The following is a 15,442-nucleotide window of genomic DNA, read 5'->3' as shown; positions in this document are numbered from 1 at the left end:
CAAGGCAATGAGTGATATTTATCTAGGATTAATGTCTGGCACCAGTATGGATGGCGTAGATGCGGTGGTAGTGGATTTTGCCCAATCCCCCCCCAAGCTACTGGCTCACCACCAGCAAGCTATTCCGGCTAAATTACTCAGCCAATTACACGGCTTATGTAGCCCAGCAGAGAACGAATTAGCCAACATGGCATCGGCTAGCGTGGCAGTTGCTGGCTTATTTGCTGATACTGCAAATCAAGCCATTCAGCTTGCTGGCTTAAGTGCCGATAACATCACCGCCATAGGTAGCCACGGCCAAACTATTCGCCACTTCCCAGAGCTAAGTTTTAGTTTGCAGATAGGCAGCCCAAGCCACATTGCGGTGCAAAGCAAAATAGACGTAGTGGCCGATTTTAGAAACAAAGATATGGCACTCGGCGGCCAAGGTGCGCCCTTGGTACCAGCTTTTCATCAGGCAATGTTTAGTCACCCTAGTAAGCCCCGTTTCATCCTAAACATTGGTGGCATTGCTAACATTACTACTCTTGTTCCCGAACAAGAGTTACTGGGTTATGACACCGGGCCCGGCAATACCTTATTGGACCAACACTTTAAGCGCTATCACCCTACCGGTTTAGATTACGACGACAACGGTGACTGGGGCCGTAGCGGCACGCTGATACCTTGTTTACTAGAGCAGATGCTAAGCGATGATTATTTTAGTTTAAGCGCCCCCAAAAGCACTGGTCGTGAATACTTTCACCTAGCGTGGTTAGATAGTTTTTTAACGCGGCCTGAGTTTTCTATGGCCTCGCCAGAAGACATTCAATGCACCCTGCACCATTTAACCAGCCAAAGTATTGCTCAGCAGTTGTTAAGCTATGAAGAAGGTACGGTTTACTTGTGTGGTGGAGGTGATAACAATGGCTTTTTATTGGCGTTGTTAGCCAAGGCTTTACCCAAACTCACGCTGAGTAGAACCTCAGCGCTGGGCATACCAGAACAAGCCTTAGAGGCCATGGCATTTGCTTGGCTTGCCCGCTGCTTTGTGCAGCAACAAACCGGCAACGCCAGCTCAGTAACTGGCGCTAGTAAACCGGCTATTTTGGGCGGATTTTATCCCGCGAATTAAGCTTCTTGGCTTAGCTCAGAGATAGTGTCGGTTACATAAGAACGGTTTCTTACCAATAGCCATAAAGCCCCGCCCGTAAAGCCGATTACACACTGAATAGTGCCTAAGTTTTCAATCAAAGACTCAGGCCGTAACGACACCAATACCATACCCAGCGAGCCGCACATCATCGCAAAAAATTGAATAATTGCCACCGCCGAACCGGTATCACTTTCTTGTTGTTCAAGCATTAGATTGGTGCCAGGTACACGCATACCAATTACCCCAACAGTGGCAGGGCCAGCAAGCATAGCAAACAGCCAAGGTGATAAATGCCCCACGGTAAGCATTAGCACGCCACATAGTGCCAATAAACCAAAGCACATCATCACTATCGTTTGAACAGAGATGTGCTTAGACAATTTCATGTATATGCGTGGCCCAAATGAGGCTAACAAAGCATTGAATGCAAATGCATAACTAAACTCTTGCTCGGTAAGGCCAAAACCATTGACATAGATGTACGACCCTGCTGCCAAAAACGCCATCATTGCCATGGCCGGAATAGAAAATATCCCCAGTAATGAAGTGAATCGAGGGTTTTTCATTACTACCGCTAAGCGCCCCCAAGAACGAACAATAGAACCGGTATAGCGCGTGTCTAGAGTTTCTCGGTAGCCAATGGCAAGTAGCGCAGACAAACCACCAAAAATGGCTAAAGCCACAAACATCATGCGCCAAGAACCAATCTTAAGTAAAAGCGCCCCGAGTACCGGCGCCACCATAGGGGCAATGATCACTAAAGACATAATGGTGGCCATTATTCTTTCACGCTCTCTGCCATCGTAAAGATCTTTAACAATGGCGGTAGCCACCACGGTCACCGCGCTGCCACCAAATGCCTGTATTAAGCGAGCTCCAATCAGCATTTCAATATTAGGCACAAGGGCACATAAAATACTGGCCGAAATATAGATCGCCATTCCCACAAGCAAGATAGGTTTGCGGCCAAGCTTTTCGCTTAACGGCCCCCAAAATAGAAGACCAACGGCATAAGTAACAAAATAAACACTGAGCGTTAAGTTCACCATGGTTTGATTGGTATTAAAAATATCGACCATTTGTGGCAAAGCGGGCAAATAGAGATCAGTGGTTAAGGGCGGAAACGCACTGATCACCACTAAAAATAGCAAGGTGCCCGTTTTCCCTAAAAAGGGTTGCTCTTTTTTCAAGGTACTACTCCAAACTACATTGAGTACAGGGGAAGGAATAACGCACAAGCGTTAGCGAGAAGAAGACTTAGTTCATTGATTAAGACAGTGCTTACTTTAAGTTGTGATTAACTCGATGCAGCAACGAGCAAAACAGCTGAGACTCTTCTTCACTAAAGTCCTCCAGCATGTCATTAACGATCTCCATTTCCACTTTGTCCAAACATGCGAGCAACTGCTGCCCACGTTCAGTTAAGGCCAGCAATACTGCTCGCTTATCGTCTGGATTGCCGTGCTTAGTGATGAGATCTTGTCGCAGTAAACGGGCTACTACCCGCGCTATTTGCGCTTTGTCTTTACTCATCGACACAACTAGCGTTTGCTGAGAGGCGCCTTCGCAGGCTGCAATATCGCTCATTGCCTTGTGCTCTAGGGGAGAAAAGTCCACCTGTTGGCGCTTTACCTCAGCCATCATTTTGGTTCGCGTTTTCAGGCGAATATCTCGCAAGGCGTGATTAATAGAACGATGAATCGGCACGATTTCTCCAAACGAGATGAACTGAGTAAAATAGCGAATAAGCGTGTGAGACAGGCTGTGCTGCCAACATAGTTGACTGCGACAACTATGTTGGCATATTTAGTTGTTCCAATCAACTAAATATTAAGAGTAAACCAATCCAGTTTTTAACTGCACCTTAGTCACTCAATCATAAAGGTTTGTTTAAACTGGAAAAGTAATCATCCCAAGCTTGATGCTGTCGACCCGTTGCTGCTAAGAAATGGCTTGGGTTATCCGCTTCGCCTTGGCGAATACCGTCATAAATACCTGAAATTACTGTTCCGATAAACTCACCCAGTTCAGCAATTCGCTCTTGTTTATACTCTTCAACCAACATGGGGGTGTAACGCAGCGTGGTGTTGAAAGCACGATTAAAATATTCCGCTAAGTCGTATTGGCTAAGCGCCTCGCCATGTAAGTTATAGGTATTGCCATTGTGTTTATCATCACTGAGCATACATGCATAAGCATGGGCTAATTCGGAACGCGTGGTATAGCCGCATTTTCCGTCACCGGCGCAGTTAGCGATTACCCCTAACTTCTTGTAGTTTTCTAGATATTCAATATCAGGTTCAATGTAGATGCCATTTCGACCAATCACCCAGTCTAGGCCACTTTCTCGCACATCTTGCTCGGTTTGGCGATTGCTTTGAATCACCGGTGAAAAAGCCGTTCCCTGTTCTGCGCCTTGTACGCTGGTATACACAATCTTTTTAACACCTGCGTTCTTGGCTGCACGAATAACATTTCGGTGTTGCTCAATGCGCTTATCTGGCGCGTCCATACCAGATACCAGCAATAGTGCGTCAATGCCCTGTAAAGACTGTTCTAATTGGCCTTGGTTATTGTAATCACCAGGGCGAACGTCTACGCCCAAAGCGGCGGCTTTTTCTGGGGTACGCGCCAGTGCCACTACGTTTTCTTTCGACAATAAAGCGATAGCCGCTTTAGCGATTGCAGAGCCTAGCTGGCCGTTAGCGGCGGTTATTGCAATTTTCACGGTGTTCGTCCTCATCTCAATATTGTGGTCTTAAGTCATCTAGCAATCTTACAGAGGCTGAGCCTTCTTCTGAGCGCCAAAGCGGTCGGCATTTACGCCTTGTTTCCAATACCCTACTGCCGAAACATTCAATCTATTAAAGCTAATATCTTGCTGCAGAACCGGGCGTAATGCGCGAATACTTCTCGCTTCAAGCCCCAAAAATACCTGGGTATCTAGAGGCATGTTTTTAGCCCGCTCAAAGACAGCTTGCTCTAACGTGCCAGTAGCTTCATCTTCAACAAACCATTCGGTATGCACCGAGTCGCGGTAATCCATTTCGATAATGTCTGCACGAGTCGGTACGCTAATCACCACGTTTACTTCGGCACTTTTATTAAAGCGTGGCACATAGCCGTTAATCGCATTTAGCGACGTGATATCGCCCACTAGCAAGTAGCTATCATGCTGATACTGAGTCATTTTCATTGGACCTGGCCCAGCGATACCGAGGCTGTCGCCCACCTTTGCATTTTTGGCCCAGTCGGTCGCTGGCCCACTATGGCGATTAACCACAAAATCCAAGGCGAGTTCTTTGGTTTCTGCGCTAAAAGAGCGAATAGTATACGAACGCAGTATGGGATCTTTTTGGGTACTTTGTTGCAAAACAACTTTTACATGAGCGCCTTCTTTACCAATAGGAAAGTCACCTAAGCTATCGCCTGTTACTACTATTCGGCGTAAATGTGGCGAAAGCTCAACAATATTAGAAACATGGGTTAATCGCATCTTTGGCTTCAAAGTGTTTCCTTCTTTAGCTTGAACAACACCAATTAAGTTGATAAGGTCTACTATAGTTTAATTAAGTTGACATTGTCAACAAAATATCAAAGTAGGATCTATGGATAACCATTCGATTTCCAATACCATTTTCAGCATTGCACATTCATACCGCTTAACCATGCGTTCGGCACTTAAAGCTAACGAGTTAGGTTTAAACAGCATGCATGTAAAATGTCTAAGCTATATTCACAACTCAGAAGCCTGCACGGCCAATGACATTGTTCAATTTTTGGGAAGAGACAAAGCGCAGATTGCTCGCCTAGTTAAAGAAATGATTAGCAATAACTGGCTAACAAAAACCGCCAATCCAGAAGATAAAAGAAGCCAGTTTTTATCACTAACTGAGGAAGGCCAAGCGCTAGCCGCGCTTATCGCCGATACACAGAGCAAAGTAAGTATAAAGATGAAGCAGAATTTAAGTGATGAAGAGTTAAAAGAGTTCAGCCGAATAGCAGGGGTGATTTCAAATAACCTTCGTAAGTAATAGAGTTAAGCTGAGACCTAGTAACTAAAGAATTTACCAACAGAAAATTAACTAGAACAGTCTTAAAATTTTATATACTTATGTATACAATTTCTCTTACACTAAATTGGAGTTATAGGTAATTGATCCTCTTTCTGAAAAGCTGTAAATTTAGCGAAAGAAAAAAGGAAAAATTCATTCTTATTTTACTCGTAGGTTGCCTACTAAATTGATTATTATATGAGAAAATTAAAGGTAGTTATTTATGTCTAAATATTTAGAGCGCTCTCTATCCGAGATTACATTAGAGGACTTTTCAGACTATCTAGCAAACAAAAATATATCAAGGAAATGTATGCGTTGCGGTGAGTTATCTCTCCAAGTTAGCGTACAAGAAAATGACGATGCTAATAATTATGTACGTGTGATTAAACACTCATTAATGAACTCCGATAAAGTTGTGTTCCCCACAGTATTTCGAATTTGTGCTAATTGCGGTAGCTTAGAGCATTATGGTGCTGTATCAATTATTGAGTTTTTGGAAGCTGATGATGTTATTAAACACAATAAAAGAAAATAAAGTACAGATTTATTCTCTAACTGTATTTTGGAGTATTGGGATCCTTTTATCACTAATACTTTTTCCGTCCACTCCTAGATATCTCAGTAGCCTTTTGGGGCTATTAATCGCAACCCTATTTTTTTTGCGCCTTAAAAAATACAATACTATTTTTTTTATCAAAGCTCTAATTCGAAAACTTGGTCTAGCACCAATTGTAGGTTTTCTAATTTATGCGAGCTGGTGTTTTATTGTTCTAATATATATAAAAGAAGCTAGCTCTGGAGTTGGCTATTTAGATCACATTATCCAAGAATTTGGAGAACCCAGTGAGTTTATAAAATCTTACGCATCTTCAGCTATTGATAGCTTAGTTTTTTTTGTTTTAGTCGGCTTAGTGTTAACCGTCAGGTCTATAAAACAACCTGAGGATGAGCGCCTTAGTAGAAAAGTGGAACACATCTTTCCAACGGTTCAAACTGAAAGTATATTATCTAAGCACCTCATAGATAAAGTATCTGAGCTTGCATGCATTAATGAAACAACTGAACGAATTGTATCTATATGCGATTACTCCGAAAGCGACGGTTTTGTAAAAATATCGATTAAGTCTCACTCCGTAATCAAAAATATTCATAATAATTGCTCTTTCTCTCACCCAAATATGCCATGGGGGTTTAGCGTAGAAGAAAGTAAGCCAAACACTGAAATTCTTGGTGAGATCCATGAAATTTCAATTATCAGTAAATTAACAGGCAACTCTAAAGAAAAGCACCTACTATCAGGCATAGCTCAGTTAACTGCCGATGAAAACAGCTATAATACTACCCATTCAATAGATATCCCGGCAGAAAAAGAGGTTCTTTATCAAACCAATGTATGGGCTTGGGAACACATAAATAAGAAGTGGACATTCAACTCCAGTCGATACACTGAAAGTCGAAGGTTCAGTTTGTTTAATCATACTGAAATCGACTTCCAAGTAGATGTTGAGCTATCTAATGGTGAGACATCTCAAATTGTTCTGGAAGCAAAGAAAAAGGATGGCATAACACCTAAAGAAATAATACATAAGGAGTTACTACCAGATGACAGTATTTCGTTTAGGCTTAGCAAAGTTACCGGCTCAGCTAAAGGCTCTGTCAACCGAGAAGAAGCTAGTAGTGATGAGAATACTCAGACTGAAGACGAGAAATATGTTTGAATGGTCGCCAATTGCCTGTACTATACTTGTGTAGAAAAAATTTTAAAAGGAAGATTTGATGTTTAACGCTAAAAAAGGCGAAATGACAGGCCCTTAGAAAGACCACATAAAGAAAGCCTGCTTAAGCAGGCTTTCTTGTTACTACGCTCCCAACATCTCTTGCTCTTTGGCTTCTTCAAGCTCAGCGTATTTATCTTTGCGGCTAAACTTAGCGCCTAACATCAATAAACATGGCGTGAGAATTAAAGTCAGCAAAGTAGCAAAACTTAACCCCCCCGCTACAGCCGTAGCCAGTTGCGACCACCATTGTGAAGAGGGGGCACCCACTTCAATCGTGCGTTCGAATACATCAATATTCAGCTGCAACACCATCGGCATTAAACCCAAAATAGTGGTGATGGTAGTTAGCATTACTGGGCGTAAACGCTGCGCACCAGTGCGCATAATGGCTTCTTGCGCCGGTATACCTTGCCTGCGTAGTACATTGTAGGTATCAATCAATACAATATTGTTGTTCACCACAATTCCCGCCAAGGTAATTACTCCTAGGCCACTCATAATAATGCCAAATGCTTGGCCAGCCACTAACAACCCCAGCAATACCCCAATGGTAGAAAACACTACCGCCGACAGGATAAGCAAAGCTTGGTAGAAGCTATTAAACTGAGTAACCAAAATAAGCCCCATAACAAATAGCGCCACCATAAAGGCCTTACCTAAGAAGTCCATAGTTTCTTGTTCGTCTTCGTTTTGGCCGCGAAGTTTCACCTCAACCAATGGATCTAGCTCAAGTTGTTTAAGCTGCTCTTGTAATAGCGGCAACTCTAAACTTAGATTTTGCCCTGGCGCCATATCTGCACTAACCGTAATAACTTGGCGGCCATCCACTTTGTTAATCACGTCTTGCTTAGGCTTAGCCTCTAAAGAAACAAAGTTAGTGATAGGCACTAAACCGTATCCCGTTTTAACCCGTAGTTCACTTAGGCGGCTAATGCTGCGGTTCTCTTCTGGGAAACGGACGCGAATCTCTAGCTCGTCATCCACATCATCGGGGCGGTAATCACCAATATTCAAACCATTAGTCACAAACTGCACCGTATTACCCAGCAGCGTTACGTCGGCGCCAAAACGGGCGGCTTTTGCGCGATCAACTTTAAGCTGCCATTCAATGCCTGGCTTAGTGGTAGAGTCTTCGGCGTTAACAAAGTGCGGATTATCGTCCACCATGGTGCGGATCTTTTTCGCCATAGGTTCTAAGCGCTCTGGGAAGCGAGAACTAAGCTCTAACTGCACATCTTTACCTGCTGGTGGGCCTGCTTTGTCTTTGCGAAACTCAATCTCTAAACCAGCGATGGGCGCTAAGCGCGAACGCATATCTTCAATGATTTCGTTAGCTGGACGACGCTCATTCCAGTCTTTAAGGTTTACTCGAATATCGCCTAACTGATCACCACCGACTTTGGTGTAAAGGGTGTCGTAATCATCAAGCTCAACGATCCTACGCTCTACTTCTAACATCACTTGCAACTTTTCATCGGTAGAATAATCGCCATGAGAGCGCACGATCACGTTATAACCCACGGGTTCTACGTCTGGGAAAAATTCCACACCTTTACCAGCACTGCCGTAGGCCATAATCACCACAACGGCGATAACAATGCCCAAAGCTAATACGCGCAACGGTGCATTTACTGCCTTATGCAATACCCGTAAATAGACACCTGTTAAACCTTGTAGGTCTTTCCATTGTCCTTGGTCAGCTTTAATCAGCGCTTGTTGCTGCTTAGCACTTAGCTTACGCGGGCGACCAAAAATATTGCCTAGCGAAGGCACAAAGATCAACGCCATCACCAGCGAAGCACTTAAGGTGGCAATCAAGGTTAAAGGTAAATAGCCCATAAACTGGCCTACCATGCCCGGCCACGCCAGCAACGGTGCAAACGCCGCTAAGGTAGTTGCGGTAGAAGCAATGATTGGCCATGCCATACGTTGTGATGCCAGCGAGTAAGCTTGGTGCCGTGGTACGCCTTCACTCATTTGCCTATCGGCAAACTCGGTGACTACAATGGCACCATCCACCAGCATGCCCACCGCCATAATCAGTGAGAACAAAACAATCATATTAATGGTGAGACCACCCAGAGATAACACCAAAATACCGGCTAAGAATGAGCCAGGAATAGCAATGCCGACCAACAAGGATGAGCGCACGCCCATTACCGCGATAATCACCACCACTACCAGTAATACCGCTGACAGAATGTTGTTTTGCAGCTCCGACAACATGGTGCGAATGTCTTTTGATTTATCGCCAGCGTAATCCACAATCACTGAGTCTGGCCAAAACTTACGTTCGTCGGCTATCAGCTGCTTAACCTGTTCAATGGTTTCAATCAGGTTTTCGCCGGGGCGCTTACTCACTTCTAAAGAAATAGTGGGTTTGCCGTTTACTCGAGCATAGGTGCTAGCGTCTTTAAAGGTGCGGCGTGCAGATGCTACATCTCCAAAGGTCACAATGCGGTCACCGTCCACTTTAATCGGTAACTCGATAACGTCTTTCACGTTTTCAAATACTGCTGGTACTTTTACTGCAAAGCGGCCGTTACCAGTATCTAAAGTGCCTGCGGTAACTAAGCGGTTGTTACGGCTGACTAAATTGTAAATGTCGGCTTGGTCAAGCCCATAAGATTCCATTAGCAGCGGGTTAACAATAATCTCTAAGAAGTCTTCGCGGTCACCACCAATGTTTACTTCTAATACCTGCTTCATGGTCTCCATTTGGTCTTGCAGGTCACGCGCAATGGTTAGCAACGCACGTTGTGGCAAGTCACCAGACAGCAATACAGTAATGGCTGGTTGCTCGGTGGCCAAGGTCACTTGATGCACCTCAGGTTCGTCGCCGCCGGCCGGTAATTTAGGTTTAGCTTGGTCTACTTTAGCGCGTACATCGGACAAGGCTTGGTCGATGTCTACCCCAACTATAAACTCTAATACCACCGAGCCATGGCCCTCACTAGCGGTGGCGGTCATTTCCTTAATGCCCTCTAAACCTTGCAGCTCTTGCTCCATAGGGCGAAGCAACAAACGTTCGGCGTCTTGCGGTGAAATACCATCGTGCGGAATAGACACATAAATCACCGGGATCTCTACATCAGGATCCGATTCTTTAGGGATGTTGTTATAGGTAATGATGCCGGCGATAAACAAAAACACCAACAGCGACAGCACCGTGCGGGTGCGCGACAAAATCGCTTCAATAAAGGCGTGCATTATTCAAGCCTCTCTTGGGCAAGTAGCTCCGCTTTGGTAACCGGTTCAACCTTGTCACCTTCAAGTACAAAGCCTTGGCCCAGTACAATTACGTCGTTATCGCCAGTAAAGCCAGATAACCAAGCGCCATCTGGGTCTGAGCGCACTAAATCCGCCGGGATAAACTGCACCACGTCGTCCACTACCGTTTTAACGCCTAAGTTACCTTGCTCATCTAAGGCCAATACAGCGGGGCTGACTTTAATGGCAGCCACTTCCTCTAAGGGAATACGTACACTGGCACTAACGCCGGCCATCAATTTTTGGTCTTGGTTTTCTAGCAGTACTTCTACTTTAAAGGTACGGGTATTAGCATCAGACAAGGTGGCGATAAAATCGATAGTGCCTTCTACTTCTTGGCCAGTAACCAAGGTCACGTAGGCTTTTTTATCTAACTTTAACTGGGAGATATCGCGCTCAGATACGTCGGTGCGTACCAATAACTGTTGGGTATCGGCTAACCGAAGAATCGGGTCACCAATGCCTAAGTAAGCACCCGCTTCTACAATGTTCTCTTCAAAAATACCAGTGTAAGGCGATAGCACTAAGGTGTTATCAATCGCCAAATTAAGGGTTTTTACCATTGATTCAGCTTCAACTAAGGATGCTTTGGCTTCGGCCAAACGCGCTTTACCTTGGAATCCTTGCTTGCTTAAGGCTTTTACACCAGCATATTCAATAGTGCGCTGCTCAAGCAATGCTTCGGCGCGTAATAGCTGCGAGCGACGGTCTTGAATATCTAGGCGGGCTAAGGCTTGGCCTTTTTTAATAGGGCGCCCTTCGGCAACCAAAAATTCCAATAGTCGACCAGAAACTTCTGCAGAGATAATACTTTGACGACGCGCTTCGGTTTGACCGTATAAATGCAAGCTACGTTCGATGGGCTCAGCGGTAAAAGTTTTAACTTGTACTCGAGTAAGTTGATGCTCGGTTTTAGTCGAATCTAGCGGCACTTTTTCTGCAGAGCTAAGTTGTCCAGAGAGCATCCATAAGATGACTGCGGTAACAATAATGATAGAAAAAATATATGGGCGAGCAGCAAAAAATTGTTTTACGGCAGACACAATCAAACACTCCCTGTTGACGATTCAATGGTAAGAGAATCAGTATACTAGGTAGAGCCTTTGATCTATATGCTTTCAAGAATACTACTGACAAATTTGCTACAAAGCCTGTGCTAAGGCTAAGAAACAACAAAGCCACCTTGCGGTGGCTTACAAAACAATACAAACATTAGCTATTATTAAAATCTAAATACTAAAAGAAGACCCACAGCCACAGGTTGTATTCGCATTAGGGTTGTTCACTAAGAAACGTGAACCCTCTAAGCCTGAGGTAAAATCAACAATGCCGCCAACCAAGTATTGCAGGCTCATTGAGTCAACAACCATTGATACGCCCTGCTTCTCTACTAAGGTGTCGCCTTCATTTACTTTTTCATCGAAAGTAAATCCGTAAGAGAACCCAGAGCAACCACCGCCGGTGACATAGACACGCAACATTAGTGCTGGATTTTCTTCTTCAGCAACCAACTCTTTTACACGTGATGCAGCGGCATCGGTAAATTGAATCGGAAATGCGGCTTGTTCAGTTACAGCTTGCTCTGACACTATCAATTCCTTAAATATGTTAACTAGCGCAGATTATCTAATACCTGAGTAATTTGTTCAAGTATTATCCTAGTTCGGCCAGTTTTGCTGATGAACAATTTCGGCCTTCTTGTTCCACTTATTGCCTTTCACTTTTGCCGTAAGCTCTATGCGCTCCGGCTTAAACCCATCCGGCAACTTTAAGTCGGCATTTACTTCTTGGAAATAATGAAACTTAAAGCTAAGTGCAGCGGGCTCTTGCTGTAGTTCGCTTAGTGAGTATTGAGCAGGCTGCTGGTCTTGGCTACCGATAACCAGTAATTCTAAATCGCCTTTTAGCCAACGTTTATTGCGCGCAACCTGCATCAGCAATACTTGCATACGATAGTAACCAGGGCTAAGCATAGGCTCGATATGTAACTGCTCTATCTTCATGCCGCCAGCTTGTTGCTCGGGCGCCATAATGGTTCGGTATACCAGTAACTCTTCGGTGATGCTTACATTTTGCTGGGTTAGCTCATCAATATTGCGTTTAAGCTGAGCCACTTCGGCTAAACCAGTATCTTGCTCTAGTTGCACCATGGATAAACGCTGTTGTAAAACCGATTGGCTATCAAGGGCATTGCTTAAACGCAGTTGCAATTGGCTAATCATTTGGTCTTTTTCTTCAACGACCACCGATAAACCATAAACACTTGTTAAAGCTAACGCGCCAATTAAACTCACCACTAACAACTTCGGCTTTGCCACTTTCTACCCACTTACCCTGAAAAAACGACAGTTTACCCAGATTTATCTCCGGCAACAAACCAGAGATGTAGCCCCCGTTGATAGTTTGCTATAGTGAGCCCAATTTAGCGCCCAAGCGGCCAGTATTTTTGATATTAAAGGATGCTTTATGTCTCGCTCAGAACAACTCTTTAGCCAAGCCCAGCAAACCATACCTGGCGGCGTTAACTCTCCAGTGCGTGCCTTTAATGGCGTGGGCGGTACGCCAGTGTTTATTGAACGAGCCGACGGCGCCCGCATTTATGATGCTGACGGCAATAGCTACATTGATTATGTTGGGTCGTGGGGACCAATGATTTTAGGCCACAACCACCCCGCTATTCGCCAAGCAGTGATTGACGCAGCCGCCAAAGGTTTAAGTTTTGGTGCGCCTACTGCCACTGAAATAGACATGGCAAACCTTGTATGTGAATTAGTGCCATCTATGGATCAAGTGCGCATGGTGAGCTCTGGTACTGAAGCGACCATGAGCGCGATTCGCTTGGCTCGCGGTTATACTAACCGTGACAAAATATTAAAATTTGAAGGCTGCTACCACGGCCATGCCGATTCACTATTAGTAAAAGCAGGCTCTGGCGCATTAACCCTTGGCCAACCAAGCTCACCGGGTATTCCTGCAGATTTTGCCCAACACACTCTCACTGCGACATACAACGATTTAGCCTCGGTAGAAGCACTGTTTGCAGAATATCCTGAAGACATCGCTTGTATTATTGTTGAGCCTGTGGCCGGCAACATGAACTGTATTCCCCCAGTGAAGGGCTTTTTAGAAGGCTTGCGTGCGATTTGTGACAAATACCAAGCGGTATTCATTATTGATGAAGTGATGACAGGTTTTCGCGTATCACTAGGTGGTGCTCAAGCACATTACGGCGTTAAACCAGATCTAACCTGCTTAGGTAAAGTTATTGGCGGTGGCATGCCGGTAGGCGCATTTGGTGGTAGCAAAGAAATCATGGATAAACTGGCGCCTATTGGCCCAGTTTACCAAGCAGGCACGCTATCGGGTAACCCTATCGCGATGGCTGCTGGCTTAGCAGCGCTAACTGCACTTAAAGATCCAACGGTTCACCAGCACTTAAATGCAATGACCGAACGCTTAGCCAAAGGCCTGAAAGAAGCAGCTGATCGCCAAGAGATTCCACTGACCGTAAATCAGGTAGGAGCAATGTTAGGTTTCTTCTTCACCGAAGAAACAAGTGTGACTAACTTCGCCCAAGCTTGTGCTTGTGATGCAGAACGCTTTAAGACGTTTTTCCACTTGATGTTAGAAGAAGGTATTTACTTAGCGCCTTCAGCTTTTGAGGCGTCATTTACTTCGTATGCGCATACCGAAGCGGATATCGACGCCACCATTGAGGCGGCAGAACGCTGTTTTGCTCAACTAAAATAAGCTTATCAAACCGCGCTCGCTAAGGGCGCGGTTTAACGTAACCACTCTATTTTCACCACTTGCCCAGTTTTTAAGTACACGACATATTTCTTGCCGTTAATCTTATACAACACGCCTTCAAGTTTATTGAAGTTATCGCCGCTCACTACTTCCTCATATTCTGGTTTGCCACATGCGCTTATCAACTCAAGCTTATCGGTACCTGATCGGATCCACGTGCCATTGCAATTCACATTAGACACTTCTGTTCCATTACCCGCATGAACAATATTCGCCAACAATAAGCTACAAACGATAAACAGTATGCGCATCAACAACCCTTAATATTAAATTTATTACTTAATAAGAATTATAGGCAGAAAAAGAGAGGCTTAGCGAAGCAACTTTTTAGTGGAAGGGCGAGTCCACAAAAACACCATTACTGCTAGCAGGCAGACACCAGCAACAATTCTTCCAATCCAAGGCACATTCATCCACAGCATTAATCCAGCAGAGATGGTGACCATTAGCGTAGCGCTTAATTTAGCTTTGAGGCTCACCACACCATGTTGGTGCCAATCATTAATTAAGGGGCCAAAGGTAGGGTGCTGTTGTAACCAGGCTTCGAAACGCGGTGAGCTTTTCGAAAACAAAGCTACCGCCAACAAAATAAATGGCGTAGTGGGTAACAAAGGTAGAAAAATACCTAGTGTTCCTAACAATACTGATAGCCAAGCGACCAGCATATAAAACAGTTTTAGCATGTAGTGCAGCCCAAACAAAAGCAGAATGGCTATCTTACTCTTTCAGAACTCGATAAATAACTAATAGTTATGACTTGTGGCAAAACATAATTAGACATCCAGATGGCCAAATGTAATTCTACCTCTGCCGCCGATTTAATCAACAACTTGCGGGCGGCTAACAAATACCGCTAAAGCGCCTCTAGGCGCGAACTAATATTTAGGAGTTCGTTATGTTTGAAGCATTTCAAAAAGAAACCACTATTCGCCCTACAAAGACTCAAGCAACTAGCAAAGGTTTGCCAACCATTGCCTTAAGCAATACTCAATTACACACTCAAGACTCAGAGTTATTAGCTTTGCTCAACGACTACTTTGAGCAACCTAGCTTTAGTGATCGTTGCCGACCAACTGCTTAGCCTAGCCAACAAGCAAGCAGATCAAAAAAGGCGATGTGAACTCACATCGCCTTTTTTGGAATCTGTTCACCTAACAAAACGGCGACTGTACTTCACCACGTAATGCTTCACGCTGACAAGTATGACGGTCAACACCGCTAGTACCTATTTGTACGCTACCCTGAGCACTATTGGCTGGAGTAAAAGAGGCTTGGCTAGCAGCGCTAAACATTAAGGCTGAACCAAACACAACGCTGAGTAAACTGGTGGTTAAGGCTTTCATCATCATTCTCCTAATACTTTATCTGCTTAACAAAACGGCGACTGTACT

17 protein-coding genes are annotated in these 15,442 nt (G+C 44.4%); 6 read left to right on the top strand and 11 right to left on the bottom strand.

Annotation, left to right across the window (positions count from 1 at the left end; all coding sequences use genetic code 11):
* Positions 1 to 7: 7 nt before the first annotated feature.
* Positions 8 to 1,114: an anhydro-N-acetylmuramic acid kinase gene (locus tag Q4549_RS10225; RefSeq protein ID WP_303551940.1), complete on the top strand. Its 1,107-nt coding sequence runs from the start codon at positions 8 to 10 to the stop codon at positions 1,112 to 1,114.
* On the opposite strand, the gene Q4549_RS10220 is transcribed toward Q4549_RS10225, so the two are convergent.
* The 4 genes from Q4549_RS10220 to Q4549_RS10205 all read right to left on the bottom strand — a co-directional run bounded on the left by Q4549_RS10220 (position 1,111) and on the right by Q4549_RS10205 (position 4,643).
* Positions 1,111 to 2,325, bottom strand: coding sequence for a multidrug effflux MFS transporter (locus tag Q4549_RS10220; protein WP_303551943.1), 1,215 nt, complete (start codon positions 2,323 to 2,325; stop codon positions 1,111 to 1,113). The two genes, Q4549_RS10225 and Q4549_RS10220, sit on opposite strands and share 4 nt — an antisense overlap.
* Before the next feature lie 91 nt (positions 2,326 to 2,416).
* The gene (locus Q4549_RS10215; RefSeq protein ID WP_303551946.1) at positions 2,417 to 2,842 is read right to left on the bottom strand and encodes a MarR family winged helix-turn-helix transcriptional regulator; all 426 of its coding nucleotides are present in this window, start codon (positions 2,840 to 2,842) and stop codon (positions 2,417 to 2,419) included.
* A gap of 169 nt (positions 2,843 to 3,011) precedes the next feature.
* Positions 3,012 to 3,863 carry an SDR family oxidoreductase gene (locus Q4549_RS10210; RefSeq protein WP_303551948.1) on the bottom strand — a complete coding sequence of 284 codons (852 nt, stop codon included), beginning with the start codon at positions 3,861 to 3,863 and terminating at the stop codon, positions 3,012 to 3,014.
* A 48-nt stretch (positions 3,864 to 3,911) separates the two neighbouring features.
* Entirely contained in the window at positions 3,912 to 4,643 is a 732-nt protein-coding gene (locus Q4549_RS10205) for a siderophore-interacting protein (RefSeq protein WP_303551951.1), read from the bottom strand.
* Positions 4,644 to 4,743: 100 nt separating this feature from the next.
* Here Q4549_RS10205 and Q4549_RS10200 point away from each other — a divergent pair, with 100 nt between their 5' ends.
* The 3 genes from Q4549_RS10200 to Q4549_RS10190 all read left to right on the top strand — a co-directional run bounded on the left by Q4549_RS10200 (position 4,744) and on the right by Q4549_RS10190 (position 6,911).
* Entirely contained in the window at positions 4,744 to 5,169 is a 426-nt protein-coding gene (locus Q4549_RS10200) for a MarR family winged helix-turn-helix transcriptional regulator (RefSeq protein WP_303551953.1), read from the top strand.
* Positions 5,170 to 5,413: 244 nt separating this feature from the next.
* A complete protein-coding gene (locus Q4549_RS10195) occupies positions 5,414 to 5,728 on the top strand; it encodes a hypothetical protein (protein WP_303551956.1) in 315 nt (104 codons plus the stop codon).
* Positions 5,697 to 6,911 carry a hypothetical protein gene (locus Q4549_RS10190; protein WP_303551958.1) on the top strand — a complete coding sequence of 405 codons (1,215 nt, stop codon included), beginning with the start codon at positions 5,697 to 5,699 and terminating at the stop codon, positions 6,909 to 6,911. Before Q4549_RS10195 ends, Q4549_RS10190 begins: the two co-directional genes overlap by 32 nt.
* A gap of 141 nt (positions 6,912 to 7,052) precedes the next feature.
* Here Q4549_RS10190 and Q4549_RS10185 read toward each other — a convergent pair whose 3' ends face one another.
* The 4 genes from Q4549_RS10185 to Q4549_RS10170 all read right to left on the bottom strand — a co-directional run bounded on the left by Q4549_RS10185 (position 7,053) and on the right by Q4549_RS10170 (position 12,559).
* Complete coding sequence (locus Q4549_RS10185) at positions 7,053 to 10,181, bottom strand: efflux RND transporter permease subunit (RefSeq protein WP_303512002.1); 3,129 nt, start codon at positions 10,179 to 10,181, stop codon at positions 7,053 to 7,055.
* Positions 10,181 to 11,284, bottom strand: a complete 1,104-nt coding sequence (locus Q4549_RS10180) for an efflux RND transporter periplasmic adaptor subunit (protein ID WP_303551960.1) — start codon at positions 11,282 to 11,284, stop codon at positions 10,181 to 10,183. The genes Q4549_RS10185 and Q4549_RS10180 overlap by 1 nt, the downstream gene beginning before the upstream one ends.
* Before the next feature lie 186 nt (positions 11,285 to 11,470).
* On the bottom strand, positions 11,471 to 11,830 hold the full coding sequence (gene erpA / locus Q4549_RS10175) for an iron-sulfur cluster insertion protein ErpA (RefSeq protein WP_137673979.1): 360 nt from the start codon (positions 11,828 to 11,830) through the stop codon (positions 11,471 to 11,473).
* Between the two features lie 69 nt (positions 11,831 to 11,899).
* Positions 11,900 to 12,559: a DUF6776 family protein gene (locus Q4549_RS10170; protein WP_303511997.1), complete on the bottom strand. Its 660-nt coding sequence runs from the start codon at positions 12,557 to 12,559 to the stop codon at positions 11,900 to 11,902.
* A 148-nt stretch (positions 12,560 to 12,707) separates the two neighbouring features.
* On the opposite strand from Q4549_RS10170, the gene hemL reads away from it, so the two are divergent.
* Positions 12,708 to 13,991 carry a glutamate-1-semialdehyde 2,1-aminomutase gene (gene hemL / locus Q4549_RS10165; protein ID WP_303551962.1) on the top strand — a complete coding sequence of 428 codons (1,284 nt, stop codon included), beginning with the start codon at positions 12,708 to 12,710 and terminating at the stop codon, positions 13,989 to 13,991.
* Between the two features lie 32 nt (positions 13,992 to 14,023).
* On the opposite strand, the gene Q4549_RS10160 is transcribed toward hemL, so the two are convergent.
* Both Q4549_RS10160 and Q4549_RS10155 read right to left on the bottom strand, forming a co-directional pair.
* A complete protein-coding gene (locus Q4549_RS10160; RefSeq protein WP_137673976.1) occupies positions 14,024 to 14,302 on the bottom strand; it encodes a DUF2845 domain-containing protein in 279 nt (92 codons plus the stop codon).
* Positions 14,303 to 14,362: 60 nt separating this feature from the next.
* A complete protein-coding gene (locus tag Q4549_RS10155) occupies positions 14,363 to 14,734 on the bottom strand; it encodes a YbaN family protein (protein WP_137673975.1) in 372 nt (123 codons plus the stop codon).
* Between the two features lie 212 nt (positions 14,735 to 14,946).
* On the opposite strand from Q4549_RS10155, the gene Q4549_RS10150 reads away from it, so the two are divergent.
* Positions 14,947 to 15,132 carry a hypothetical protein gene (locus Q4549_RS10150; RefSeq protein ID WP_303511990.1) on the top strand — a complete coding sequence of 62 codons (186 nt, stop codon included), beginning with the start codon at positions 14,947 to 14,949 and terminating at the stop codon, positions 15,130 to 15,132.
* A 70-nt stretch (positions 15,133 to 15,202) separates the two neighbouring features.
* Here Q4549_RS10150 and Q4549_RS10145 read toward each other — a convergent pair whose 3' ends face one another.
* Positions 15,203 to 15,400, bottom strand: coding sequence for a hypothetical protein (locus Q4549_RS10145; RefSeq protein ID WP_303551968.1), 198 nt, complete (start codon positions 15,398 to 15,400; stop codon positions 15,203 to 15,205).
* Between the last annotated feature and the right edge of the window lie 42 nt (positions 15,401 to 15,442).

The sequence above is a fragment of the Agarivorans sp. 2_MG-2023 genome (genome assembly GCF_030548085.1).
In the GTDB taxonomy this organism is placed as follows: Bacteria; Pseudomonadota; Gammaproteobacteria; order Enterobacterales; family Celerinatantimonadaceae; genus Agarivorans.
The sequence above is the reverse complement of the archived record's forward strand: the minus strand, read 5'-3'. Positions and strand labels throughout refer to the sequence as shown.

What these genes read in the sequence shown, in the direction of transcription:
- Q4549_RS10195 (WP_303551956.1), top strand. Translation starts at nt 5,414, where the DNA reads ATGTCTAAATATTTAGAGCGCTCTCTATCCGAGATTACATTAGAGGAC.
- hemL (WP_303551962.1), top strand. Translation starts at nt 12,708, where the DNA reads ATGTCTCGCTCAGAACAACTCTTTAGCCAAGCCCAGCAAACCATACCT.
- Q4549_RS10200 (WP_303551953.1), top strand. Translation starts at nt 4,744, where the DNA reads ATGGATAACCATTCGATTTCCAATACCATTTTCAGCATTGCACATTCA.
- Q4549_RS10155 (WP_137673975.1), bottom strand. Translation starts at nt 14,734, where the DNA reads ATGCTAAAACTGTTTTATATGCTGGTCGCTTGGCTATCAGTATTGTTA.
- Q4549_RS10150 (WP_303511990.1), top strand. Translation starts at nt 14,947, where the DNA reads ATGTTTGAAGCATTTCAAAAAGAAACCACTATTCGCCCTACAAAGACT.
- Q4549_RS10160 (WP_137673976.1), bottom strand. Translation starts at nt 14,302, where the DNA reads ATGCGCATACTGTTTATCGTTTGTAGCTTATTGTTGGCGAATATTGTT.
- Q4549_RS10145 (WP_303551968.1), bottom strand. Translation starts at nt 15,400, where the DNA reads ATGATGATGAAAGCCTTAACCACCAGTTTACTCAGCGTTGTGTTTGGT.
- Q4549_RS10190 (WP_303551958.1), top strand. Translation starts at nt 5,697, where the DNA reads ATGATGTTATTAAACACAATAAAAGAAAATAAAGTACAGATTTATTCT.
- Q4549_RS10185 (WP_303512002.1), bottom strand. Translation starts at nt 10,181, where the DNA reads ATGCACGCCTTTATTGAAGCGATTTTGTCGCGCACCCGCACGGTGCTG.
- Q4549_RS10225 (WP_303551940.1), top strand. Translation starts at nt 8, where the DNA reads ATGAGTGATATTTATCTAGGATTAATGTCTGGCACCAGTATGGATGGC.